This window comes from Streptomyces sp. NPDC001222 (assembly GCF_042896945.1).
GTDB classification, from domain to species: Bacteria; Actinomycetota; Actinomycetes; order Streptomycetales; family Streptomycetaceae; genus Streptomyces; species Streptomyces gibsoniae.
Genome location: NZ_JBIAXT010000022.1, coordinates 23402 through 45955, shown reverse-complemented (window position 1 = coordinate 45955; position 22554 = coordinate 23402). Strand labels below are relative to the sequence as shown.

The following is a 22554-nucleotide window of genomic DNA, read 5'->3' as shown; positions in this document are numbered from 1 at the left end:
CCTTCCGTCGCGTGCGTCATGCGGGTGTCCCACCCGTCGGGATGTACTTGGTGAACTCGTCGTGGCCGGGCCAGACCAGCACGACCTGGCCGTCCTCCAGGTGGGCCCTGGCCACCACGGGGGACAGATCGCGGCCGGGCGCGGCCCGAAGCGCGTCGGCGGCCGTGGCGTACTGCGCCAGCTGGCGCAGGGTCGCGATGGTGGGCGGCATCATCACCAGCTCGCCCTTGTCGTACGAGGCGGCCGCGTCGGTGGGGCGGATCCACACGGTGCGGTCGGCCTCCGTGGAGGCGTTGCGGGTGCGCTGGCCCTCGGGGAGGGCGGCCACGAAGAACCAGGTGTCGTAGCGGCGGGGCTCGAACTCGGGGGTGATCCAGCGGGTCCACGCGCCGAGCAGGTCGGAGCGCAGCACCAGTCCCCGGCGGTCGAGGAACTCGGCGAACGACAGGTCCCGGGCGACCAGGGACCCCCGGTCCGCTTCCCAGTCCGGGCCCGTGGTGTCCCCCACGATCGTCTCCGGGGTGGGGCCGGCGAGCAGCACGCCGGCCTCCTCGTACGTCTCCCGGACGGCCGCGCAGACGATGGCCTGGGCATCCGTCTCACCGACGCCCAGGCGGTCCGCCCACCACGCGCGCGTGGGGCCCGCCCAGCCGATCCGGCGGTCGTGGTCGCGCGGGTCGACACCGCCGCCCGGGTAGGCGTACGCGCCTCCGGCGAAGGCCATGGAGGCGCGCCTGCGCAGCATGTGCACGGCGGGGGCGCCGTCGGTGTCCCTCAGGAGCATCACGGTGGCCGCGCGCTTCGGGGTGACCGGGGTGAGTGTTCCCTCCGCGAGCGCGCGGATCCGGGACGGCCACTCCGGTGGAAACCACTGCCCATTCGCCATGGGCGGAGGCTATCCCTAAGTGCGCGGATGTTCGAGGGGCACTGATCGCCACCCCTTCCGGCGGGCCGTCGGCCGCACCCCGGGGAGTCACAGCGGCACCCCGGGGAGTCATGGCCGGACGGCGTCCTCGCCGGGCATGACGTCAGCGGGCGATCACGCCTGCGTCAGCTCCACCTGGATCTCCACCTCGACCGGTGCGTCCAGCGGGAGGACCGCCACACCGACGGCGCTGCGGGCGTGCACGCCCTTGTCGCCGAGCACCTCGCCCAGCAGCTCGCTGGCGCCGTTGACGACACCCGGCTGGCCCGTGAAGTCCGCGGCCGACGCCACGAAGCCGACGACCTTCACCACGCGCGCGATGCGGTCCAGGTCACCCGCGACGGACTTGACGGCGGCGAGCGCGTTCAGCGCGCACGTACGGGCCAGGTCCTTGGCCTCCTCGGCGGTGACCTCGGCGCCGACCTTGCCGGTCACCGGGAGCTTGCCGTCCACCATCGGAAGCTGGCCGGAGGTGTACACGTACACCCCGGACCGCACGGCGGGCTGGTAGGCGGCCAGCGGCGGCACGACGTCCGGGAGGGTCAGCCCGAGCTCCGCGATCCGGGACTCGACCGCGCTCATGCCTGCTTCTCCCGCTTCAGGTAGGCCACCAGCTGCTCGGGGTTGTTCGGCCCGGGCACGACCTGGACGAGCTCCCAGCCGTCCTCGCCCCAGGTGTCCAGAATCTGCTTCGTGGCGTGGACGAGCAGCGGCACGGTTGCGTATTCCCACTTGGTCATGGGCCGACTGTAGCCGCTGCGGCGACCGGGTCATGCGGCCGACCGGGCCCCGCCACGGCCCGGCTTGCGGCCGACTGTGACCGGCGTTGTCCACAGCCTCCCGCGTAGCCCGCGCGCGGACTGGTTAGGCTCGAAGACGTGAGCAGGCTCCAGGTCGTCAGCGGCAAGGGCGGGACCGGAAAGACGACGGTCGCCGCGGCACTCGCGCTCGCCCTCGCGACGGAGGGCAAGCGCACTCTCCTCGTCGAGGTCGAGGGCAGACAAGGCATCGCACAGCTCTTCGAGACGGAGGCGCTTCCGTACGAGGAGCGCAAGATCGCCGTGGCGCCGGGCGGCGGCGAGGTCTACGCACTGGCCATCGACCCCGAACTGGCCCTTCTGGACTATCTCCAGATGTTCTACAAGCTGGGCAGCGCGGGGCGGGCGCTGAAGAAGCTCGGCGCCATCGACTTCGCCACCACCATCGCGCCCGGCCTGAGGGACGTGCTCCTCACGGGCAAGGCGTGCGAGGCCGTCCGCAGAAAGGACAGAAGCGGCCGGTTCGCGTACGACTACGTGGTGATGGACGCGCCCCCCACGGGACGCATCACCCGCTTCCTGAACGTGAACGACGAGGTGGCGGGCCTCGCCAAGATCGGCCCGATACACAATCAGGCCCAGGCCGTGATGCGGGTGCTGAAGTCCCCGGAGACGTCCGTGCACATGGTGACGCTTCTGGAGGAGATGCCGGTCCAGGAGACCGCGGACGGAATCACCGAGCTGCGCGGCGCGAACCTGCCGGTGGGCCGGGTCATCGTGAACATGGTGCGGGCCGCCGTCCTGGACGAGTCGGAACTGGACCTCGCGCACGCCGCGCCGCGGGCGGCCCTCGCCAAGGCCCTGTCGGGTGCCGGCCTCGGCGGTGCGCGTCGGGGCGGGCTCGCGGAGAGGCTGGTGGACCCGCTGCTCCAGCAGGCCGACGAGCACGCGGAGCGGTTCGCCCTGGAGCGCGAGCAGCGTGCCGTGCTCACGGACCTCGGCCTGCCGCTGCACGAACTGCCGCTGCTCGCCGAGGGCATGGACCTGGCGGGCCTGTACGAACTTGCCACGGAACTGCGTCAGCAAGGGATCTCATGAGTCAGGACGAGCCGGCCCCCACGCACGACGACAAGGCCTCCGAGGCCGCAGCGGCCGAGAGGCCCCCCGGCGCCCATTCGTCCTCCGCGGACCCGGCGACGCTCCATGACCCGGCCTCCTCGCGCGCGTTGCAGCATGTGCCCGTCCTGGAGATCGACCCGCTCCTCGACGATCCCGACATCCGCATCGTCGTGTGCTGCGGCTCCGGCGGCGTCGGCAAGACGACCACGGCGGCGGCCCTGGGGCTGCGCGCGGCCGAGCGCGGACGCAAGGTGGTCGTGCTGACCATCGACCCGGCCCGTCGGCTCGCCCAGTCGATGGGCATCGACGTGTTGGACAACAGCCCGCGTCGGGTGAAGGGCCTCGAGGACACCGCGGGCGGCGAACTGCACGCCATGATGCTCGACATGAAGCGCACCTTCGACGAGATCGTCGAGGCGCACGCGGACCCGGACCGGGCGGCCGCCATTCTGGGCAACCCCTTCTACCAGTCGCTCTCGGCGGGCTTCGCGGGCACGCAGGAGTACATGGCGATGGAGAAGCTGGGGCAGCTTCGCGCGCGGGACGAGTGGGACCTCATCGTCGTCGACACACCGCCCTCGCGCTCGGCCCTGGACTTCCTGGACGCCCCCAAACGGCTGGGGTCCTTCCTGGACGGCAAGCTGATCCGGGTCCTGATGGCCCCGGCGAAGGTGGGCGGCCGCGCGGGGATGAAGTTCCTGAACGTCGGGATGTCGATGATGACCGGCGTGCTGGGGAAGCTGCTCGGGGGTCAGCTGCTGAAGGACGTCCAGACGTTCGTGGCCGCCATGGACACCATGTTCGGCGGGTTCCGCACACGCGCGGACGCCACCTACAAACTGCTGCAGGCACCGGGCACGGCGTTCCTGGTGGTGGCGGCTCCGGAGCGGGACGCCCTGCGCGAGGCCGCGTACTTCGTGGAGCGCCTGGCCGCCGAGGACATGCCGCTGGCCGGGCTGGTCCTCAACCGGGTGCACGGCAGCGGCGCCGCCCAGCTGTCGGCCGAGCGGGCGCTCGCCGCCGCCGAAAATCTTGAAGACCCCCGCATTGTGGATCAGCAGGGCGGGAAAGCAAGACTTCGTAACTCTTCCGACACGTACGGCGGTTCAGAATCCCCCTCATCGGAAGCACCGGTTCCCGACTCAGGCTCCCCCGCCTCCACGGACCAGGACCGGAGCATCGAGCAACTGACCGCGGGCCTGCTCCGGCTGCATGCCGAACGTATGCAGCTGCTCTCCCGCGAACAGCGCACGCGTGACCGTTTCACCGCCCGTCACCCCGAGGTGGCCGTGGCGGAGGTGGCCGCACTGCCCGGCGACGTCCACGACCTCGTGGGGCTGCGCGACATCGGGGAACGCCTCGCGGCCAACCGGCCGGAGTACCCCGAGGAGCGCGAGGCGCGCGCGTAGGGGCTCCCGGGTGCCTGCCCTGCTCCCGGGCCGCCTGCTACGGCGCGCGCCCTCCGTCCGTGACATGGCACACACATGAAGCCGTGACGGCCCCTGTGGGACGGACGGCGGGACGCGCCCGTGCCCTGGCCGCTCAAAGGCACGTCACATCCGGTGAGGGCACGCCGGAGGGTCCGTCGGCCACCCACACCCGACGGCCGACAGCTCACCGCACCGTCAGCCTCGTCCGGCGAGACCCCGAAGGACCCCGCCCGGCCCCAAACGGGCCGCCGAAGAACCGGTCGACCAAGAACCGACCGGCCAAGGAAGGACCTGCCAGGACCGACCACCCGCCCGCCGACAACCCCTCAGGCAGTCGTCGGCCGGCAGTCACGCCCTTCGGCGGGCCGTCCTCAGCCCACGGCCGCGTAGTTCTCGTACACCTCTTCCTCATCGAGAGGCAACAGGCCCGCTCCACGCTCGTACTCCGTACGAGCGGTCTCCAACAGGCGACGCCACGAGGTGACGGTCGGCCGCCTGCGCAGCAGTGCGCGGCGCTCCCGCTCCGTCATCCCACCCCACACGCCGAATTCGACGCGATTGTCCAGCGCGTCGGCCAGGCACTCCGTGCGTACCGGGCACCCGGTGCACACCGCCTTGGCCCTGTTCTGCGCTGCTCCTTGAACGAACAGTTCATCCGGATCGGTAGTGCGGCAGGCCGCCTGCGCACTCCAGTCGGTTACCCAGCCCATACCGGCGCCGTCCTCTCCCGAATCGAGGCTCCCCCACGGCGGCAGCGGCATATTCACCGCCGCCAGTTGAGGACGTTACGGAAGGTGGGCACAGCGCAACACCCCCAGCGGGCCCAATCTTGAATGGTCCGAACGGACTATGGGTAAGCGGCAGATCACCCGGGGGAGTGAGCTGGTGACATACGTGACTTCCAGGGCAAACCGGCACAGTTCAGTTGCGCCACAAGGGGCGCCTGATGACACACAAGGCGAATTCGGACACGCACCCAGCAAAAAAGTTGGGGGAACACCGGAACGATTCGGGGTCGCCGGCCGTACTTGATACGTGGCCCTGCTGCTGTGACAGTTGAGAGCAGCTTAGGCCAAGGCCTAGACGCGTGTCCGGCGAATCAGAACGTAGGCTGCCCTCATGCCAAAGAAGCGCTCGGGCGGGGGAGTGTCCCCCGTGCAGCAGGCCGCCAAGTTCCTCGGAGTGAGTGTGCTCGCGGGGGCGGTGATGGCCGGCATCGCACTGCCCGCGGCGGGTGCGCTGGGCCTCGCGGCCAAGGGGTCGGTCCAGGGATTCGACGACATCCCCTCCAACCTGAAGAGCCCGCAGCTGAGTCAGCGCACCACGATTCTGGACAGTCAGGGCGGCCAGATCGCCACGGTCTACTCCCGTGACCGCACGGTGGTGGAGCTGAAGGACATCTCGCCGTACATGCAGAAGGCGATCGTCGCGATCGAGGACTCGCGGTTCTACCAGCACGGCGCGATCGACCTGAAAGGCGTCCTGCGCGCGCTGAACCAGAACGCGCAGAGCGGAGGGGTGGCCCAGGGCGCCTCCACGCTCACGCAGCAGCTGGTGAAGAACTACTTCGTGGAGGAGGCCGGCGACGACCCGACGAAGGTCGCCCAGGCCACCCAGCAGACCCTCGGCCGCAAGGTCCGCGAGCTGAAGTACGCGATCCAGATCGAGGAGAAGCTCGGCAAGAAGAAGATCCTCGAGAACTACCTGAACATCACGTTCTTCGGCCAGCAGGCCTACGGCGTGGAGGCGGCCTCCGAGCGCTACTTCTCCAAGCACGCCAAGGACCTCAGCCTCCCGGAGGCCGCGCTCCTCGCGGGCCTCGTCCAGTCCCCCACCCGGTACGACCCGGTGAACGACGAGGCGGAGGCCAAGAAGCGGCGCAACGTGGTGCTGCAGCGCATGGCCGACGTGCACGACATCTCCCAGGCCGAGGCCGACAAGGCCAAGAAGACCCCCCTCGGGCTGAACGTGAGCGAGCCGAAGAACGGCTGCATCACGGCGGTCAAGGGCGCGGGCTTCTTCTGCGACTACGTCCGCGAGGTGTTCCTCAACAACCCGGTGTTCGGCAGGACCAAGACCGACCGGGCGAAGATCTGGAACCGCGGCGGTCTGACGATCCGTACGACACTGGACCCGCAGGCCCAGGAGTCGCTACAGAAGTCGGTCAAGGACCACGTCAACAAGAGTGACGAGGTGGCCACGGCCGCGACCGTCGTCGAGCCCGGCACCGGCAAGATCCTCGCGATGGGCCAGTCCCGTCCGTACGGCTTCGGCAAGAACGAGACGCAGATCAACCTCTCGGTGGACAAGGCCATGGGCGGCGGCGCGGGCTACCAGCCCGGCTCGACGTTCAAGCCGATCGTCGCCGCGGCCGCCATCGAGGGCGGCACACCGGCGACCCAGGAGTACCCGTCGCCGTACGAGATGGACTATCCGAGCCCCGTGGCGGCCTGCGACGGCAAGCAGTGGACGAACAACGAGAACGCCACGCTCACGAACGAGAACGAGTCGGAGCACGGCCCGTACGGCATGAAGGAGGCGACCGCCAAGTCGGTCAACACCTACTACGTGCAGCTGATCAGCGACATCGGCATCTGCCCGGTGACAGACATGGCCAAGAAGATGGGCGTGAACCGGGCTGACGGGCTGAAGATCGACCAGGCCCCGTCGATCGCCCTGGGCACCCAGGAGATGTCGCCGCTGACGATGGCGAGCGCGTACGCGACCTTCGCCGACCGCGGCACGTACTGCACGCCGGTCGCCATCGCGTCGATCACGCAGACCGTCGGCAACGAGAAGAAGTCGCTGGCCGTACCGACGTCGACCTGCTCGCGCGCGATGTCGCAGACCACCGCGGACACGATCAACACGATCCTCAAGGGCGTCGTCGAGGACGGTACGGGTACGCAGGCCGGCCTCGGCAGCCGCCCCAGCGCCGGCAAGACCGGTACGACGGACTTCCGCTACGCGGCCTGGTTCGTCGGCTACACGCCGAACATGGCGGGCGCGGTCTGGGTCGGCGACCCGGCGCACAAGCGGCAGATGACCCACATCACCATCGGCGGCGTCCCCTACGACAAGGTCTACGGCGGCCAGGTCCCGGGCCCGATCTGGCGCGACATGATGACGGGCGCGCTGGTGGGCAAGCCGGTCGAGGACTTCAACCTCGTCGACATCCCCGACAGCAACCATGACCAGGGCGGCGACGGCAACGGCAACGGCAACGGTGATGGGAACGCCAACGGCGGACAGGACACGGGCGGCCTGATCGGTGGGCTGATCGGCGGCGTGGACGGAGGGACCGGCGGAGGAACCAACGGGGCCACCAATGGGGCCACCAACGGCGGCGGCTCCTTCCCGACGCCCTCCTTCTCCATCCCGCAGGGCTTCATCCAGGGCACCGGAAACGGCAGGAACGGGCACAGCAACGGCGGGCGAGGCTAGCCCCGCCCCCCTACGCACGACGAAGGGGGCGCCCCTCGGCTGAGGGGCGCCCCCGCTGTCGTACCCGCGCCGGGGCGAGGGGTGGGCCGGTCAGCTCCCTGCGAGGAGCTGCTTGACCACGGCGGCGACGCGTCCGCCCTCCGCCTGGCCGGCGACCTTCGGGTTCACGATCTTCATGATCTGGCCCATGGCACGCGGACCCTCGGCGCCCGCCGCCTTCGCCTCCTCCACGGCCTGGGCGACGATCTGCCGCAGTTCGTCGTCGGACAGCTGCTTGGGCAGGTACGCGGCAAGCACCTCGCCCTCCGCCTGCTCCCGCTCGGCCTGCTCGGGGCGCCCACCCTGCGCGAAGGCGTCGGCGGCCTCACGGCGCTTCTTCGCCTCGCGGGTGATCACCTTGGTGACCTCGTCGTCGGAGAGCTCGCGCTTCTCCTTGCCCGCGACCTCTTCCTTGGTGATCGCGGCGAGCGTCAGCCGGAGCGTCGAGGAGCGGAGCTCGTTGCGCTCCTTGATCGCGGCGTTGAGGTCTTCCTGCAGCTTCGACTTGAGCGTGGTCATGGCTCCGATTGTCGCAGGTGCGACCGGGCGCCCGCCCCATGATTTCCGGTGGCGCGAGGGTGTTCTGCACTGTTCTGCGGTGCTCCGCGGTGTTCCGTGGTCGTCCACAGGCGGGCGCGTGGCGCGCCGAGCTTCTGACACGATGGTCGTATGCGCGCGCGATACGGAGTGCCCCTGGGAATCACGGCGGTGGCCGCCGCCGGACTGCTGTACTCGGCCGGGTTCGAGGTCCGTTCCTTCCGGCTGCGCCGGGTGACGGTCCCCGTGCTGCCGCCGAGGACCCGTCCGCTGCGTGTGCTCCAGGTCTCCGACATCCACATGGTGAGCGGACAGCGGAAGAAGCAGCGCTGGCTGCGCTCGCTGGCCGGACTGCGCCCCGACTTCGTGATCAACACCGGGGACAACCTCTCCGACCCCGAGGGCGTGCCGGAGGTGCTGGACGCGCTGGGCCCGCTGATGGAGTTCCCGGGGGCGTACGTCTTCGGGTCGAACGACTACTACGGCCCCAGACTGCGCAACCCCGCCCGCTACTTGGTGGAGAAGTCCAGGGGAAGCCACGGTCTGAACGGCAATCGGCCCGTGGTCGGAGCCATCCACAACCCCTGGGAGGACCTGCGGGACGGCTTCGACGCGGCAGGCTGGCTGAACCTGACGAACACGCGGGGGACGCTGAAGGTGGACGGCCTGGAGATCGAACTGACGGGCCTGGACGACCCGCACATCAAGCGCGACCGCTACGCACGGGTGGCGGGCGGCCCCTCCGCGTCGGCCGACTTCTCGATGGGCGTGGTGCACGCGCCGTACCTGCGCGCCCTGGACGCGTTCACGGCCGACGGCTACCCGCTGATCCTCGCGGGCCACACCCACGGCGGGCAGCTGTGCATCCCCTTCTACGGCGCCCTGGTCACCAACTGCGACCTGGACACGGACCGGGTGAAGGGCCTGTCCCGGCACACGGCGAAGGGCCTCACCTCATATATGCACGTGTCAGCGGGCTGCGGAACGAACCGCTACACGCCGGTACGGTTCGCATGCCCCCCGGAGGCGACGCTGCTGACGCTGGTGGCCAGGGGCTGAGGTAGGAACGCCGACGGTCGGGCCCCCTCCGTAACCCGCCCGGACCACCCACATCGCCCGTTCTGCCCGGTCTGCTTAGCGTGAGGACATGATCGGGCCGATCCCCAAGGACATCCCGGACCTCCCGGCGGTGCCGGGCGTGCAGACGGTGATGCCGTCCGCCGTCCCCGCCACCGCCGTGGTGATCCCCGCACACCGCCCGAAGGTGGGCGTCTACCGCCTGCTGGTGGCCCTGACCGCGGCCGCCGCGGTGGCCGTGGACCTGCGCCTCGGCAGCCCGACGCGGGTGCTGAGCTACTTCACGATCCAGGTCGACCTGCTGCTCGCGATCGTCTTCACCCTGTCGGCCTGGCGAGCGCGGACGGCCGAGCGCCCCCTGCCCGCGCTGGTGACCGGCGGCGCGGTGTTCTACGCCCTGATCGCGGGCCTCGTCTACCACGTACTCCTGGTGAACGAACCAGGCCCCTTCTCCCTGACCGGCCGCCCCGGCATCCACCCCCTCTGGCAGGCACTCACCAACCAGACCCTGCACACACTGATCCCGGTCGCGGCACTGTTCGACTGGCTCTTCCTGACGAGCCCGGCCCCGCTGAGCGTGCGGGACGCGCGGAAGTGGCTGCTGTACCCCATGGCCTACCTGGCCTTCTGTCTGATCCGCGGGGAACGGCTGCCGACCGGCGCGCCGGAGCGCTACCTCTACCCGTTCCTGGACGCCGGCCGCCTGGGCTACCGGAGCGTCCTCGCCAACGCGCTCCTGATCGGCCTGGGGTTCTTCGTCCTGGCCCTCCTCATGGTCGCCCTCGACCACATCCGCCCGGACCCCACCCGTCCCCGCTGGAAAACCGGATTTCGTCTCTAGCCGCCGGTGGGCTAAAGTAAACGTCGTCGCCGCGGCAAGCAGCGACATCGGGGTGTAGCGCAGCTTGGCAGCGCGCTTCGTTCGGGACGAAGAGGTCGTGGGTTCAAATCCCGCCACCCCGACAGCCAAAACAGCAGGTGAGGCACCTACTAGTCGCTAGTAGGTGCCTCACCTGTTTGGTCTGCGTGTCTAACTGCGTGACTACCGCTTTCCGCGTCTCTACGGGCGTCGCTCCTGCGCTCCGAAGATCCCGTCCATGACCACGGCGCCGGTCTGGATCACGGGCCGGATCTGCTTCCTGTAGACCTCCTCGGTCACGGCGGTCCCAGAGTGTCCAACGAGCCGGGAGATCTCTTCCAGCGGGACACCACGGTCGGACAGCAGAGGCACGAAGCTGTGCCGCAGCTCCCTCGGCGTCCACTCGTCGGCGTCGATCCCGTCGATGCCCTTGAGCGCCTGGCGGAAGGCACGGCGGACGTTGGCAGCGTCGAGCGGCTTACCCACGGCCGAGGAGAAGACGAGGCCGTGTTCCTCCCAGTCGTCCCCAGCGGCGAGCCGATCCCACCCCTGATCTTCGAATTGCTGCCAGAGGGCATCGACACAGCGCACCGGGAGAGCGAGCGTGCGCCGGGACTTCCGGGTCTTCGTGTCCCCGCTTCGCCGGACCGACCGCCAGACGGCGATATGCGGAGGCTGAGGCGGGTCGAGGTCCGGCCGGCCTCTCAGAAAGAAGTGGTCCCAGGTGAGGGCCCGGAGTTCTTCGGTGCGGGCCCCGGTCAGCAGAGCGACGACGATGTACGCGTACATCGAGGTTCCCTCGGCGCCCTTGAACTGTCGGTCCCGGCAGCTATGAACTGACGGGTAGCCCTGGCATGGTCGAGGGCTGCGCGGCCGGGGACTTGCTGAAGATCGACGCCGATGGTCTGTTCCAGATTGAGCGACGAGGCCCGAACCTTTGCATCCAAGCATTCGGGGAGCCGCCCTTCGATGCTGAGTCGCTGGAATCCCTGACCAGCCTCTTCGTTCCCCTGGGCGGCCTGGTGGAGGCGCCTGCCGACCGGCGGTTCATCGTGGTGACGGTGCCGGCCGCTGCTGGATTCCCCGCGGTCGAGGCCGTGATGGAAACGTGGATGGCAGGCGTGAGCGTGCTGGTCGAGTGGGGCTTTAGTAACGTGTTCCGTCCGGACGGAGAGCCGCTGAACTGGTGGCAAGCATCTGAGGCGTGACCGGCTGGGTGTATCTGTCAAGGCTGCATGTAGTGGATGACACCAGCAGCTGACACCAACAGGCGCGTACGGCGGCGGTCGGCGCCGAACCCGAGCGGACGATCAGCCGAGGCTTAGCGCGAGTTGACCGGCGTCACCGACACCCTGTGATCGACCTGATAAGGATGAGGCCGCAGGTTCAAGGCCTGTCACCCCCACCAGGCGTGCGAGGACCGCCGATGATAGGGTCCCGCGGTCTTTGTAACCGGGGAGGGATCATGACCAAGGAGGGCTGGACCGAAGGTACCAACAAAAGCGCGGAAACCTCTGGCGATCTCGTGAACGAACCGTCCGCGGTCCAACTGGTATACCGGCCGCAGCCTGCCGACACACGGGTCGGCCTGCGGGTCCGCGACCGGGTCAAGCGGACCAAGCTGGTGCTGCGGGGCGTCCTCCTCGTGCTGGGGGTGGGGTTCTGGCTGATCACTATCGACGTGGTCTCGACCGGGCTGCTCTTGCTCGTTGTCCTGTGGATGTGGGCGTACCCACGGCTGCACGTCGCCTACATACAGCGCATCATCGGATGGCAAGGTGAGTACCGCGCCACCGTGTCCGCGGCCGGGATCACCTGCCACAGCGACTACAGCACGCTGGTCCAGAAGTGGTCCGTTTACCACGGTTACCGGGAGACGGCCCACCACTTCGTCCTGCTTAGCCGAGACCCCAACATCATGTGGCTGGAAGTCCTGCCCAAGCGGGGTGTGCATGAGGCCGAGGACCTCGACCGGCTTCGGGCCATCCTGGACCAGCACACCACCCGCGTGTGACGGACGTGAAGGGCGTCCCGCGCCCGGCGGTCGATGGCCGGCCCTGCCACTGGGGCGTGGCGTACAGCAGCGAAGTACAGCAACCGCCGCGACCGCAGCCGACCCGCCGCGACCGCGAGCGAATGTCTGATCAGCCGGGCAGACTTCAGCGACCGTCCCGCCCGTAGTTCGCATCGAGGAGCTCGTCGTGCCCGCTGCGTGCCCGTTCGCAGAGGACGCAGCGGGGACTCACGGGGAACGGCGGCGCCAACCTCGCTCCGGATCAGGGCAGGGAGTCCCCAAGTCAGCCGCCACCCGCATACGTGGTCTTCCAAACTAGTGCTCCAGGATCCGAGCGCGGCGGCGCTTGACCGTGCCATTGCAACTCCGCCGACCGCGCGGGCTACTGCCCCGCGAGGCTGCGATCGCAGTTGTGGTCGACCCGTCGTGAACCATCGTGAACCCGGCGGCGTACACCGCACGAAGTCTGAACGGCCGTGCATTCGCCAGCCGTTCGCCATCAGACGGGCCGTCAGAGTGAAAACCTCCGACCGAGGTGAATATGTCGGAAATTTTCCTTTAGACTCCTTTCTGGCTCGACGATGATTCAGCCGACCAACGTCAGGCGCCATCAATCACGTGCTCGGAAATGCGTGACCGCATTCGAAAGAGGTGACCTCGGCGCCACGATGACAGGCGCTGCTCTCGCAGCGGCCATTGATGAGCGCAGCGACCAGTTCTTGCCGCAACCTCTCACGCCACGCGGCACAGCCCCCACATGCCAAGCGCCGCCGGCACCTTGCGGCGCGGGCTATCCGCCGGCGACGTGACCACAAGGAGCGAACTTGGCCACAAAACCCAGCTTGGCTCGCGCGTTCGCGGCGGCGGCCGTGTACGTGTCAATCGCAGCGTGCACGACGACCGGGACGCACGAATCTGCGGCCTCCCACCCAGGTACGGGGTCGAAGGCCGGCCCAGCGTCGGGCACGCCGGTCCAAGCTCCGGCGCTGCCCGGGGCGCAACAGATCTCGGCGAACGACCGGGTGTACACCGCCGACCAGGCCTCCAACACGGTCAGTGTCATCAATCCGGCGACGAACACGGTGCTGGGCACGATTGCTCTGGGCAAGCCCCGGTTGGACCCCAGCGCGGACGTGCTGGGGGCCATGTACGACGGGGAGATCGACGTGCACGGCCTGGGCTTCTCCCGGGACGGGAAGTGGCTCGACGTGATCGACGTGACCACCAACGCCATCCATGTCATCGACACTTCAACCAACAAGGTTGTGCGCACCATGTACGTCGGCCGGGCGCCGCACGAAGGATTCTTCTCGCCGGACGGCACGCGACTGTGGGTGGCGGTGCGCGGCCAGGACTACATCTCGGTGCTCGACTGGCGGGCCGGCAAGGAGGTCGACCGAATCTACAGCGAAGACGGGCCATCGAAGGTGGTCTTTAGCACCGACGGCAAATTCGCCTACGTCAACCACCTGCGCGCCTCGAGGCTAGACAAGATCGATGTGGCCTCCCGCCGGGTCATCAAGAGCCTGCCGATCCCCGAACAAGCGGGTGGATCCTCCGACGAGGCCATCTCACCCGACGGCCGGGACATCTGGCTCGGCATGCCCGTCAACGGCGTGACCACCGCTGTGGTCAATGCACAAACCTTCCGTGTGGAGTCGGTGATGAACACGGGGCCGCGCACCAACCACCCCAACTTCGTCACCGTCGACGGTGTCGACTACGCCTACATGACCGTCGGCGGACTGGACCAGACCTTGGTGTACCGCCGATCGAAGACCGGGGCGCCGCCCAAGCTGGTGAAGACCATCCACAACCACGGCCACGGCCCCCACGGCATCTGGCCGAGCCCCGACAACACCAGGATCTACGTCGCCCTACAGAACTCCGACGCGGTCGACGTCATCGACACGAAAACGAACTCGGTGATCAAGACGCTCCCCATCGGCCAGTCGCCCATGGCGCTGGTGTACGTGGCCCGCGACACTCCGGCCACCAGCACTAACAACCTGGGCCGGCAGGGTCTGGGCATGCGCACAGAGAACCTCCCCCTGCGCGTCTCCGGTAGCTCCGGCGAGGGCACGGCCCTGATCCGGGCACTCCCGGGCATCAACGAAGTCACCATCGGAGCCACTGGATTGCCACCCAACCAGATGTTCACCGCCTATGCCAGTGACGGCACCCGCACGACAGCGCTGATGACCATGATGAGCAACGAGTTCGGCAGGATCGACGAAGGCCTGTCCTATTCGTACTTCTTCGCCAACCACTACACCTCCGTCATCCTCAAGCCTGGAACTCCACCCGGCGAGCACGAACCAGGCCCGGCAATGCCCATGGCATGACGGACGCATGGCGGCACAGTCGTGTGGTCAGCGCGTGATCGGTGACCGTGGCTGCGCCCCGGGCGGCTTCCGCAGCGCCGACCGCCTGACGCCGTGTGGTGCGGCATCCAACGGCAGGCTGCGACGTTCCATCGGCGCGACGTCGTGCCAGACGACGAGGTGCGCGCCAAATACCTGGTCTCACTTCTGGTCTCATTCGCAGGCGTACCGCCCCGTCCGGATGAGTACCAGGGCAGATCGAACTCCACGGCAACGGGCGCACATGGATGCAGGTGAATGACGCCGTACGGTTCCCCGACGAGGACGAGCACACTTGGAAAGCGTGCACATCGAAGAGACGCGCCGGATGTACTGACCGCGTACGCGTGGGGCCCGGATGCGGCATGCCATGCGCCCTCCCCCACGACTGCGCGGCCACGCACGCTGGTTGGCGACAGTGGAGCCGGACTACCGGGGGTTGACAGTGGGCGAGTGGAAGCAAGGGAAGTGCGGTTGGCCAACGGCAGACGGCGGCGGCTTCCTGAATCCCGCATAGCGTCACAAGTTACTGGCCAAACTTGCAGAATCTGCCGGCAACTCCGAGACGTTGACACGCACGGGTGACAAGCATCGAGAAGGCCCTTACCTGCTCACTTGCACTGTTCCCCACGCGGAAGGCCTCCCCGAACTCGCGTGAACTCCAATTGGAACGGCGGCCATCAGTGGCCCGCGATGGCCAGCTCAGCGCCGCCCGCGCCCGGGTCGCGGTGTTCGGCGTAGCGGGCGGAAACCCAGCCCACCGACCAGCCGCACAACTCCGCCGCAGACCGCACCGACAGCTCCGCCGCGAAAGCAGCAGCCACGATGGCGCGCGCTTCGTCCTCCGGAAGCTTGCTCGTGGCCGGGCCGCGCTGAAGCAGAGCGGCGCGTTCACGCGCGGCCCGCTCCTCCCGCTCCTGCCGTTCACGGCGTTCACGCTCCGCCCGCTCCGCAGCCTCACGGGCGCGGCGTTCGGCGGCCTCACGCTCGGCCCGTTCACGCTCCGGCTCGCGCTGTTCACGCTCGCGTTCACGGCGTTCACGCTCGGCCCGCTCAGCCATCTCCAGCGCGGCCCGGCGCTCCTGCTCCTCGCGCCAGAGCCGCTCTTCCCGCTCGGCCTGCTCACGGGCCAAAGCAGCCTCGTGCTCACGCCGTTCACGCTCCATCTGGGCGGCGTGCTCGCGCTCCTCGCGGGCCTGCCGGCGGGCGGCTTCCTCACGCTCGCGGGCCGCCTGCTCGGCCGCCTCACGCTCGGCACGCCGCTGCTCTTCCAGCCGCGCCACCGCCGCAGCGATCGCCCGCCGGTAGGCCGGCGAGGTTTCCGCCGTGACGATCAGCAGCAGCGGCGCCAGGCGGCCCTACGCAGCCTCAAGGACGGAACGCCGTGGCCGATCCGCGTGACGCTGCCGCGGATGGATCTACAGCGGTTCCAAGACGAGTGGCGCCAGAAGTGGCTTGACGTGGTCGACGTCGCCCCGACGAGCGAGGAGGCGCTGAAGCAGGCCTTGATCCGGGAGGCGAACCTTCTGCCGCCGTGCAAGCAGGTCACCATCAACGCGGGCGGCGACACCGGGAAGATAGGCGGGCGGGACGCTGCGATCTGGCTCACGGCCGTCGAGTACGCGCGGGAGCATCCTGACGAGACGGTCTACTTCGTCAGCAAGAACACCAAGGACTTCGGCGACGGGGCCGCCTCCCCGTACCCGATGAACGAGGACCTCGCCGGCATTGAGGATCGGTTCGTGCTCCTCACCACCTGGTACGAGGTCGTGGAGAAGTTCGCCCAGCGGACGGACGATGTCGACGAGGACGCGGTGCGCTCGATCCTCTCCAGCCGGGAAAGCCTCAGCGTGATCGAGGAGGAGGCCGTTCGTCTGATGCTCGTGCCGCCGGATCTAGTGGGGCCGGACTTCGAGGCCACGATGGGTCTCTTTGTCCAGGGCGAGGGCACGCTGGTCGATACCGACACCGTGCGGGTGCTGGGCTGGGCCGTCCCCCCGTTCGCCGCTTTCGATCAGGCAACCGATCTGACCGCCTACCGCATCGGGGACCACGTCTGGTGCACAGCCACGGTCCGGTGGGTCCTGAGCGCGCCCGCCCTCGTGAGGGACAGCCTCCAAATCCAGGGCGTCGCCTGTGTGTGGGAGACCCGTGTCCTCGTGAGCACGACGAACGCTGACGCCAAGCTCACTGTCCTGCGAAGCCAGGGCACCCGTGCGCTGTCCGCAGGCCAGTCCTCCGCCCTTTCCCGGGAACTCGCCGATTACGTCGGCATCATCAGCCACGAGCGAAGGTGGATGAATCTCCGCCATGAGTTCGCCGGCCGCCTCACTCTCTCAAGGATGGAGAGGCTCGTCGCGGAAGGTCTCCTGCCGCCGCATTCCGCTGCTCACTAGCCGATGCGGCGCCCGTACGCCGACGCCGCTCCCTCCACTGTGGCAGTGTGATCCATCGGATCCTCTGGGTGCCCCCGGCCCAGCCGGCCCCATCTCAGGCAGCGGTAGGTACAGATGATGCCCGGCGGGCTGCTCTACTCGGGCTGTTCCGCAGAGGCCACGACCCGGGGAGTGAACGGGGAGTGGATCACAGGTGATGCGCAGACCTCGCGGAACCGGCGCGGCAAAATAGCCACCCATGTGTCGTCCCGGCGTGGCGACGGCACAGTGTGGCTCGAGCGTCTCGGGTCACACTGTGCCGTCGAGCATCAACAACTCAAGTCGACAGTGCCGTCACTCTCATCAAAGAGTCCTCTGTCACAGTGCCGCAGAGTCGTGTTGAATTCGAAAGGATCCGTCTCGAAATTTCTGGACTCAGGAGCAGGGGGTCAACAACCCCTGGAATTTTTGCGCCACCGTACAGGATTGCAGAATCCCAGTCGTCGGCGTCAGTGGTTCCCTGGTGATCGCACACGAGAGCGCGCGTCGGCGTTGGCACTCGAGACATGGTCGACATGACGGCAGAATTGAAGGCTCGTGCTTCTTCTGCTGTCAGTCCGTCCACCCAGAAAGTCTGAATTTCACAGCCGAGTGGTTCGTGTGTATACGAGCTTACGACGTTGGTGTCTGCCGAGATCCACCAATTGATGCTGACGGATGGAAGCCTGAGGTCGATGATCAGGTTGAGCGCCTCGAAATCGATGGGGATATCGTCGCCATCCACGTTAATTACGGTAATGACACCGGTTCCAGGATGGGCGAGAGTTATGCCGTGCTGTTCAAAGACAGCCACCTGGTCGCGAAAAATGGATTCCGCGCCCGCCTCGCGGTACCAGCGAATGAATCCATCTGCCATTTTTTCACCCCTTAGGCAGGTTGAAAGTGTGGACGTTTTCCACGCCGAACACCTTGCGCGCTTGGTTAATTGCCGATTCGGGGGTGTTGGACGCGTCCAGGTAGTAGATGGCCGGCACGCCCGCCTCATCAGCGGCATACTTGTTTATCTTGAGCGCCTTTCCGAATTTGGCAGGATTGGCCGCTTTCGCTCCTCCGCCCACGTAGACGTATTCTCCGTTTGGCCCTATTACGTCAATTCCGCTGGATCCAACGTTAGGCATGACAATCTTGATGTCTTGCCCATTTGGACCCTTGGCGACCTTACCGCCAATCAGGTCTGCCACATATTCTTCCCGGCGGTCCCCCAGAGCACCTGCCTGAACTCCACCGCCGCCCGCTGCACTGTCAGCTTCGCTGGCCTCGCGAAGTGCCTGTCCGAGTCCGTCACTGAAGCGGTTGATTCCGTCTGCGATGCCGTAGGCGCCGCCGACTATCAGTGTGGTGCTTGCAGCGATGGCTGGCACGCCGACCAGGCAGCCGACTCCCGTGAGGCAAAGCACGCCACCGGCGAAGTCGCCGGACGCCCCGAAGCCGACCCCCCCGAGGCTGATGAAGGTTTCGGCGAGTCCGCCGAAGATCGGGGTGGCGTGGTCGAGTATCGCTGATCCGTAGGTGGCGACGGTGTTGGCTGCGTCCTTCAACCAGCCGGGTACCCAGCTGCCGTCGTCATCCCGCTGCTTTTGCTTCTGCTGTTCCTCGTACCACTGTCGCCACTGCTGGTCCTCTTGCTGCTGTTTGGTGACTGCGGTGCGGTAGGCCTCCGTTGCCGCTTGGTTAGCTGCAGTGGCGTCCTTGCCGGCGGCTGTGGCGGAGGCGCGTGCTTGCTGGGCTGCTGTCCAGGCGGAGTCGCGGGCTGAGGTGGCCGAGTACTGGGCGGAGGTGGCCGAGGTGATGGCTGCGGTTGCGGCGTTCTCGGCGGTCTGCTGGGCGTTGCGGGCGGTCTTGGCCGATGCGGCGGCGTCCTTGGCGGACTGTTCAGCCTGGGTGGCATAGCCGTTGGCCTGGGCGGCGTACTTCTGGGCGTCGTTGGCCGCTGCTTCGGCTTGTCTGCGGTAGCCCTCGGCTTCGGACGCGGCTTTGGCTGCGTTGGCTGCTGCCCTGCCCGCTTCGGCCGCATTCTTCTGGGCGGTGGCGGCGATGCCCGCAGCCTGTGCGATCAGCTGCTGGATCTGCCCCTCGTGGGTGGCGGCGAGCTGGTCTTGCCGCTGGGCCTTGTACTGGCCGACCGTGATGAAGGCGTGCAGCAGGTCGGAGGGGCCTTCCAGAGCGATGCGGGCGGCGGCCTTCAACTGGGCGCCGTTGCTCTTGTTATTGGTATCGGCGAGTTGGGCGGCGCGGACGCGTTCGTCCTGTGTGCGTGCCTGGGAATCGTCGGAGGTAATGAACTGGCGCAGGGCGTCTGGTGTATCAGTGTTGAGTGCGGTGCGTCCGGCCTGTTGTTCGATCGGGCCGGCGTTGGCGATGGTCCGGGCGACGACGAGGCGCATGTCCTGCTTCATCGCCTCGTACTGGCCGGTGGTCAGGAACGCGCTCACCGCCGAGTCGTCGCCGTCGAGGGCCTTGGCGGCGGCGGCGCGCACGTCGGAGGAACCGGCGGTAGCCGCGAGGCGCCCGACGTCCTCGCGGTTGTCCTGGGCACTGGCTTCCTGGCGGCCGGTGCGGATGTAGGCGGTAATGTCCGCATCGGAGCCGGCGAGCGCCACAAGGGCTGCGCTCTGGCTCCACGGGCGGCCGTTTTTGGCGGTGCCCAGGGCTACCTTGCGGGCTGCGGGCGCGATCTGCGCGGGGTCGGCGCCGGGCTGGGCTGCCTGGTCGGCCAGCTTGGCCGCTTCGACTTGCAGGTCCTTGGCCTGCTGTTGGGCTGCTTGCTGTGCCGCGGTGCGCTGCTCCTCTTGCGCTTTGAGGTCCTCCGCGCGGGCGATGCCCTCGTTGGTGCGGGCGGTCAGCTGCTCGGTGTCGATACGGATCGCAAGGTCGTGGACCTTCTGGGCCTTGGCGACGGCCCCGCTGGCCGCGTCGGCGTCCTTCTTGGCCTCCTTGGCGTGCGCGGCGGACTGCTTTGCGGCGGTCGCCGCCTCACCCGCGTGCTTGGCCGCGTCGTCGGCGTCCTTGGCCGCGTTCTCCGCGTGCGTGGCCGCGTCGTTGGCGGCATCCCGGGCCTCCCCGGCAGCGGAGGCGGCCTCCTGGGCCAGCGCCTGGGCGGCGTCGGCGGCGCGGGCCGCCTCGCGGGCGTGGCGGTGCGCGGCGGCTGCGGCGTTCTGCGCTTCGGCGGAGTGGGCACCGGCCTGGTCGGCCAGGCTGTTGGCCTCGTCGGCCGCGTCCGCCGCGTCGTCGGCGTCGCTGCCGGCGCCGCTGGCCGCCTTGGCCGCATCCGCAGCCGACGCAGCGGCGGTCCGCGCCGAGTCCGCGGCCTGGGCGGCGGCGTGCGCGCCTGCGGCGGCGTCCCGGGCGTTCTGGGCTGCCTTGCGTGCGGCGCCTGCCTGGCCGGCGTCGAGGGCCGCGTTCGCGGCGGCGTCACGGGCCTGGGAGGCTGCCTCGGCGGCGCCGTCCGCGGCCGCGGCGGCGGCCGAGGCGGCGTTGGCCGCGACGCGGGCGGAATCGGTGGCCGCGTTCGCGGCGTCGATCGCGGTCTGTGCGGCGGTGGCGGCCTGCTGGGCGGCGCTCGCCGCGCGGGCGGCGGATGCTGCCGCGTGCTGGGTGTCCTTCTGGGCCGCCTGGGTCTCCGCGGCGGCCTTCTGGGCGGCTTCCTTGGCCAGTTTCGCCGCGGTCACCGCACGGGCGGAGGCGTCCTTGGCGGCCTGGGTCTGCTGCCCGGCCAGCTTGCCCGCCTTCGCCGCCTGATCGGCCAGCTGCGCGATCGTGGCGTGTTCCTGGTCGTGCGCGCGGGCCACGTACTGCCCGACCTGGAGGAACTCGTGGATGTCGTCCGGGCTGCCGTTGATCGCGATACGGCCGGCCGCCTTAACGTTCGGCCCGCCGGCATCGATGATCTGCGCGGTCTGGACGCGCTCGTCCTGTTCCCGCTCGGTGTACTGATCGTTGTCCAGGAACTTCTTGATGTCCTCGGGCGTGCCGTTCAGTGCGGCCTGGCCGGCCTTTCTCACCAGCGGGCCGCTGACATCGATGATCTGCGCGACCCGGATACGCTGGTCCTGCTCGAGCGGCGCCTTCCAGCCGTCCTTCAAGAACGCCTGCAACTGGTCGGGCGAGTCGCTGTCCAGGGCAGTGCGGGCGGCCTGCTGGAGGTAGGTCCCGCCGACACTGGCGACCTGCGCGGTAGCGACGCGTTCGTCCTGGAACTGTATGTCGGAGGCTTGAGCCAGGAAGTTCTTGATGTCGTCGTCACTACCGGTGAGGGCGGCTTCGGCGGCGGCGCGCACGCCGGGCCCGCCGGTCTCCCACAGCCGCACCACCTTGGCGCGGTCGGTGTCCGGAAGCGCACCGCCGGCTGCGGTTGTCGGTGGGGTCCCGTCGGCTCTGGCAGGTGCGGGTCCCAGCAGGCCCAGTACCAGCACGCTGGGCAGCAGACCCAGACACAGCACGCGGACCGCCTGCTGTGCCCCTACCGCCACGCACTGCGGGCGTCGTGGATGTCTCACTGCGGACTCGATTCGTCTCATATTTTATGGGGGGTTGTGTGCACCGGCTCGCACAGGGACCCGACTGATCACAGGCCCGTGCGCGGGCCGGGCTCGAGGGGCGGCCCGTCGGTGTTCCGCGGATCCGTCCCTCGAACGGTGAGTGGAGCGTCAGTTGGCCGGTGCGAGGCGGACTTCGTCGTGCAGGCCCTTGATGTCGACGCCGGTGAAGAGGCTGACGTGCCCGTCGCTCCAGCGGACGATGACGTCGTTCGCGGCCGTGTTGGCGGTGAAGGCGCCCGCAGTGATCACGGCGGCGTCCTTCCACTCCGACTTCGCCGGGCGGATCCTGTCCTCGCCGGGCAGGGCCTTGCCGGTCAGGCCCGGGTAGAGGGTGGTCTCGCCGTCGACCCAGCCCACCAGCAGGTCGTCGGTGGCGTTTCCGGTGAAGGATCCGGTGGTGAGGTTCTCGGCGTAGGGCCAGGTGGTGTTCTTGGCGACGATCTGGGTCTGTTTCTTCAGCCCGTTGGCCACCAGGTCACTGAAGACGGAGACGTGGCCGTCCTTCCAATCCACCAGCAGGTCGTCGCGGTGGCCGATCGGGGTGAAGCGGCCGCCGGTCAGCACACGCGCGTCGTTCTGCCAGGCGGGGGTCTTCGGCGGGGCGAGCTGCTTCTCGCCGTGGAAACCCTTGGCATCCACGGTCGTGTACTGGGTCATCTCGCCGTCGTTCCACCGCACGACGAGCCCGTCGGTGCCGCCACCGGTGGCATTGACACCGGTGATCGAGACGGCATGAGTCCAGATGCTCTTACGGGGCGCCAGTTGGTACTCGGCGGAGAAGGGGTGAGCGGGATCGTCGCTGTCGCCGCCCTGGTAGAGGGTGACCTCGCCGTCGTCCCACAGGACGATCAGGTCCATGTGCCGGCTGCCGCCCGCGGAGCCGCCGGTGTAATAGCCCGCGGTCATCTGCACGGCGTGCTTCCACGGCGCGCTGGCGAAAGTGGTGCTGTAGGTGACCGGCTGGACCCAGCCCGCCAGGTCGTCGACACGGGCCGCCACCGCCCCGGTACGGGTCT

17 protein-coding genes, 1 tRNA gene and 2 pseudogenes are annotated in these 22554 nt (G+C 68.5%); 10 read left to right on the top strand and 10 right to left on the bottom strand.

The window, feature by feature from the left end:
• Window positions 1-16: 16 nt before the first annotated feature.
• The 3 genes from ACFY2Z_RS26430 to ACFY2Z_RS26420 all read right to left on the bottom strand — a co-directional run bounded on the left by ACFY2Z_RS26430 (window position 17) and on the right by ACFY2Z_RS26420 (window position 1665).
• Window positions 17-886: an NUDIX hydrolase gene (locus ACFY2Z_RS26430; protein WP_390746584.1), complete on the bottom strand. Its 870-nt coding sequence runs from the start codon at window positions 884-886 to the stop codon at window positions 17-19.
• 153 nt (window positions 887-1039) lie between these two features.
• A complete protein-coding gene (locus ACFY2Z_RS26425) occupies window positions 1040-1507 on the bottom strand; it encodes a RidA family protein (protein ID WP_390746583.1) in 468 nt (155 codons plus the stop codon).
• A complete protein-coding gene (locus ACFY2Z_RS26420; protein ID WP_003975360.1) occupies window positions 1504-1665 on the bottom strand; it encodes a DUF4177 domain-containing protein in 162 nt (53 codons plus the stop codon). Before ACFY2Z_RS26420 ends, ACFY2Z_RS26425 begins: the two co-directional genes overlap by 4 nt.
• A 138-nt stretch (window positions 1666-1803) precedes the next feature.
• Here ACFY2Z_RS26420 and ACFY2Z_RS26415 point away from each other — a divergent pair, with 138 nt between their 5' ends.
• Together ACFY2Z_RS26415 and ACFY2Z_RS26410 are read left to right on the top strand one after the other, a co-directional pair.
• Window positions 1804-2781, top strand: a complete 978-nt coding sequence (locus ACFY2Z_RS26415; RefSeq protein ID WP_390746582.1) for an ArsA family ATPase — start codon at window positions 1804-1806, stop codon at window positions 2779-2781.
• A complete protein-coding gene (locus ACFY2Z_RS26410) occupies window positions 2778-4211 on the top strand; it encodes an ArsA family ATPase (protein ID WP_390746581.1) in 1434 nt (477 codons plus the stop codon). Before ACFY2Z_RS26415 ends, ACFY2Z_RS26410 begins: the two co-directional genes overlap by 4 nt.
• A gap of 392 nt (window positions 4212-4603) precedes the next feature.
• On the opposite strand, the gene wblA is transcribed toward ACFY2Z_RS26410, so the two are convergent.
• Window positions 4604-4942, bottom strand: a complete 339-nt coding sequence (gene wblA / locus ACFY2Z_RS26405) for a transcriptional regulator WblA (protein WP_059133594.1) — start codon at window positions 4940-4942, stop codon at window positions 4604-4606.
• Window positions 4943-5351: 409 nt separating this feature from the next.
• Between wblA and ACFY2Z_RS26400 the strand changes: the two genes are divergently transcribed.
• Window positions 5352-7676: a transglycosylase domain-containing protein gene (locus ACFY2Z_RS26400; protein ID WP_390746580.1), complete on the top strand. Its 2325-nt coding sequence runs from the start codon at window positions 5352-5354 to the stop codon at window positions 7674-7676.
• A gap of 90 nt (window positions 7677-7766) precedes the next feature.
• Here the strand turns inward: ACFY2Z_RS26400 and ACFY2Z_RS26395 are convergent, their stop codons facing one another.
• The gene (locus ACFY2Z_RS26395) at window positions 7767-8234 is read right to left on the bottom strand and encodes a GatB/YqeY domain-containing protein (protein WP_390746579.1); all 468 of its coding nucleotides are present in this window, start codon (window positions 8232-8234) and stop codon (window positions 7767-7769) included.
• 150 nt (window positions 8235-8384) lie between these two features.
• Here ACFY2Z_RS26395 and ACFY2Z_RS26390 point away from each other — a divergent pair, with 150 nt between their 5' ends.
• From ACFY2Z_RS26390 to ACFY2Z_RS26380, 3 genes are all read left to right on the top strand, one after another.
• Window positions 8385-9311, top strand: coding sequence for a metallophosphoesterase (locus ACFY2Z_RS26390; protein ID WP_390746578.1), 927 nt, complete (start codon window positions 8385-8387; stop codon window positions 9309-9311).
• An 88-nt stretch (window positions 9312-9399) separates the two neighbouring features.
• Entirely contained in the window at window positions 9400-10170 is a 771-nt protein-coding gene (locus tag ACFY2Z_RS26385; protein WP_390746577.1) for a Pr6Pr family membrane protein, read from the top strand.
• Between the two features lie 48 nt (window positions 10171-10218).
• Window positions 10219-10292, top strand: a tRNA-Pro gene (locus ACFY2Z_RS26380).
• A gap of 97 nt (window positions 10293-10389) precedes the next feature.
• Here ACFY2Z_RS26380 and ACFY2Z_RS26375 read toward each other — a convergent pair.
• Window positions 10390-11001: pseudogene (locus tag ACFY2Z_RS26375) on the bottom strand (site-specific integrase); the annotation flags it as partial.
• Between the two features lie 41 nt (window positions 11002-11042).
• On the opposite strand from ACFY2Z_RS26375, the gene ACFY2Z_RS26370 reads away from it, so the two are divergent.
• The 3 genes from ACFY2Z_RS26370 (at window position 11043) to ACFY2Z_RS26360 (ending at window position 14547) form a co-directional block, all read left to right on the top strand.
• Entirely contained in the window at window positions 11043-11396 is a 354-nt protein-coding gene (locus ACFY2Z_RS26370) for a hypothetical protein (protein ID WP_390746576.1), read from the top strand.
• 257 nt (window positions 11397-11653) lie between these two features.
• On the top strand, window positions 11654-12202 hold the full coding sequence (locus ACFY2Z_RS26365) for a YcxB family protein (protein WP_390746575.1): 549 nt from the start codon (window positions 11654-11656) through the stop codon (window positions 12200-12202).
• Between the two features lie 1022 nt (window positions 12203-13224).
• On the top strand, window positions 13225-14547 hold the full coding sequence (locus ACFY2Z_RS26360; protein ID WP_390746574.1) for a beta-propeller fold lactonase family protein: 1323 nt from the start codon (window positions 13225-13227) through the stop codon (window positions 14545-14547).
• Window positions 14548-15245: 698 nt separating this feature from the next.
• Here the strand turns inward: ACFY2Z_RS26360 and ACFY2Z_RS26355 are convergent.
• Window positions 15246-15917: pseudogene (locus ACFY2Z_RS26355) on the bottom strand (DUF2637 domain-containing protein); the annotation flags it as partial.
• 60 nt (window positions 15918-15977) lie between these two features.
• On the opposite strand from ACFY2Z_RS26355, the gene ACFY2Z_RS26350 reads away from it, so the two are divergent.
• A complete protein-coding gene (locus ACFY2Z_RS26350) occupies window positions 15978-16961 on the top strand; it encodes a PIN domain-containing protein (RefSeq protein WP_390746573.1) in 984 nt (327 codons plus the stop codon).
• Between the two features lie 316 nt (window positions 16962-17277).
• Here ACFY2Z_RS26350 and ACFY2Z_RS26345 read toward each other — a convergent pair whose 3' ends face one another.
• The 3 genes from ACFY2Z_RS26345 to ACFY2Z_RS26335 all read right to left on the bottom strand — a co-directional run bounded on the left by ACFY2Z_RS26345 (window position 17278) and on the right by ACFY2Z_RS26335 (window position 22537).
• Window positions 17278-17856, bottom strand: coding sequence for a hypothetical protein (locus ACFY2Z_RS26345; protein WP_390746572.1), 579 nt, complete (start codon window positions 17854-17856; stop codon window positions 17278-17280).
• A 4-nt stretch (window positions 17857-17860) separates the two neighbouring features.
• Window positions 17861-21412 (bottom strand): ALF repeat-containing protein, encoded by a 3552-nt coding sequence (locus ACFY2Z_RS26340; RefSeq protein WP_390746571.1) that lies wholly within the window; start codon window positions 21410-21412, stop codon window positions 17861-17863.
• Between the two features lie 234 nt (window positions 21413-21646).
• Window positions 21647-22537 carry a hypothetical protein gene (locus ACFY2Z_RS26335; RefSeq protein ID WP_390746570.1) on the bottom strand — a complete coding sequence of 297 codons (891 nt, stop codon included), beginning with the start codon at window positions 22535-22537 and terminating at the stop codon, window positions 21647-21649.
• Window positions 22538-22554: the final 17 nt, after the last annotated feature.